The organism is Frankia sp. AgKG'84/4 (assembly GCF_023242965.2).
In the GTDB taxonomy this organism is placed as follows: domain Bacteria; phylum Actinomycetota; class Actinomycetes; order Frankiales; family Frankiaceae; genus Frankia.
Map to the genome: position 1 here is coordinate 1 of NZ_JALKFU020001136.1, position 1257 is coordinate 1257.

A 1257-nucleotide genomic window follows, 5' to 3' on the forward strand; every position below is an offset into this window, starting at 1 on the left:
CGACGAGGACGCTGACGACCAGGGGGTACCTGACCATGAACCTCATCGCGGTCAGGCCTGCGCGGGCCCGGTCGGGCCCGACACGCCGCGGCCGCCGGGCTGGCCCTGGCCGGGGCTACGGTCGGTGCCCGCGGGCCCGGGGCCGGCCCCATCGTTCTCGGCAGCCGCCAGGAGGGCGAGGATGGTGGCCTCGTCATCGGGGGTCAGGCCGGCGACGAAGTGGCTGAGGACGGCGGCCCGACCGCTGCCCTCGCCCAGGAGTCCGCGCATCCGGTCGGCGTTCTGCCGGGCCGCGGCCGGGGACGGTGCGTAGGCGTGACCGCGGCCGGCGACGGTGCGGTGGAGCAGACCCTTGGCGTGCAGGCGCGCCAGCGTCGTCGACACGCTGGTGTACGCGAGCTGATGCCCGTCCCGGGACAGGGCCTCCTGTGCCTGGCTGGGGGTCAGCGCGTGCTCCGCTGCCCACAACACGGAGAGCACGACCGACTCCAGTTCCCCGGCCTCCCTGCGGGCCGAACCCGTGCGACGCATGTCGTGAGTCTAGCCGTGCCTACTACATGAATAGTATGACTATCGCTGTAGTACTACTGTGATAGTTGCTGCCCGTGCCAGCGGAGCGGCCGACCGAAGGAGGCGCTGTGGGCCCGACCGAGATCAATGGACTGCCCGCGCACGCACTGCTCGTACATGTGGTTGTCGTTCTCGTGCCGCTCGCGGCGCTGCTGGTGGTGCTCTCGGCGCTCTGGCCGGCCGCCCGCCGCCGGTTGGGCGTCCTGACCCCGCTGTGCGCACTGGTCGCCGTGGTCAGCGTGCCGCTGACCACGCATGCCGGGGAGTGGCTCGAGGCAAGGGTGCCCGCCGACCCGCTGGTACGACGCCATGCGGAACTCGGCGACCAGTTGCTGCCATGGGCGGGGGGGCTGTTCGTCATCGCGGCGTTCGGCTGGTACTGGTCACGGCGTGCCGACGGGTTGGCCGGGGCGCCCGCCGCGGGCGGCGGCGCGCACGCTACCGCCCGCGGCGGCGTCACGGCGATGACAGCGGTCCTGGCGGTTCTCGCGATCGTGATCGCCGTCGGCTCGGTCGTGCAGATCTACCGGATCGGCGACAGCGGCGCCAAGGCGGTCTGGCACGACAGCGTCACCTCGCAACCGCGGGCCGGCGCAGGCGGCTGAACGCTCATCCGCCGGCGCCCGTCGCGCCAAGGCGGCGGTAGAGCGCCAGGTGGGCGCGCGCGGCCTCGCCCCAGGTGTAGCG

The 1257-nt window shown here is 73.2% G+C and carries 2 protein-coding genes; one reads left to right on the forward strand and one right to left on the reverse strand.

Annotated features, from left to right (window positions below):
- Window positions 1-51 precede the first annotated feature (51 nt).
- Window positions 52-531: a BlaI/MecI/CopY family transcriptional regulator gene (locus MXD58_RS27885; protein ID WP_248836750.1), complete on the reverse strand. Its 480-nt coding sequence runs from the start codon at window positions 529-531 to the stop codon at window positions 52-54.
- A gap of 107 nt (window positions 532-638) precedes the next feature.
- Between MXD58_RS27885 and MXD58_RS27890 the strand changes: the two genes are divergently transcribed.
- Window positions 639-1175 (forward strand): DUF2231 domain-containing protein, encoded by a 537-nt coding sequence (locus tag MXD58_RS27890; RefSeq protein ID WP_248836749.1) that lies wholly within the window; start codon window positions 639-641, stop codon window positions 1173-1175.
- Window positions 1176-1257 lie beyond the last annotated feature (82 nt).

What these genes read in the sequence shown, in the direction of transcription:
- MXD58_RS27885 (WP_248836750.1), bottom strand. Translation starts at nt 531, where the DNA reads ATGCGTCGCACGGGTTCGGCCCGCAGGGAGGCCGGGGAACTGGAGTCG.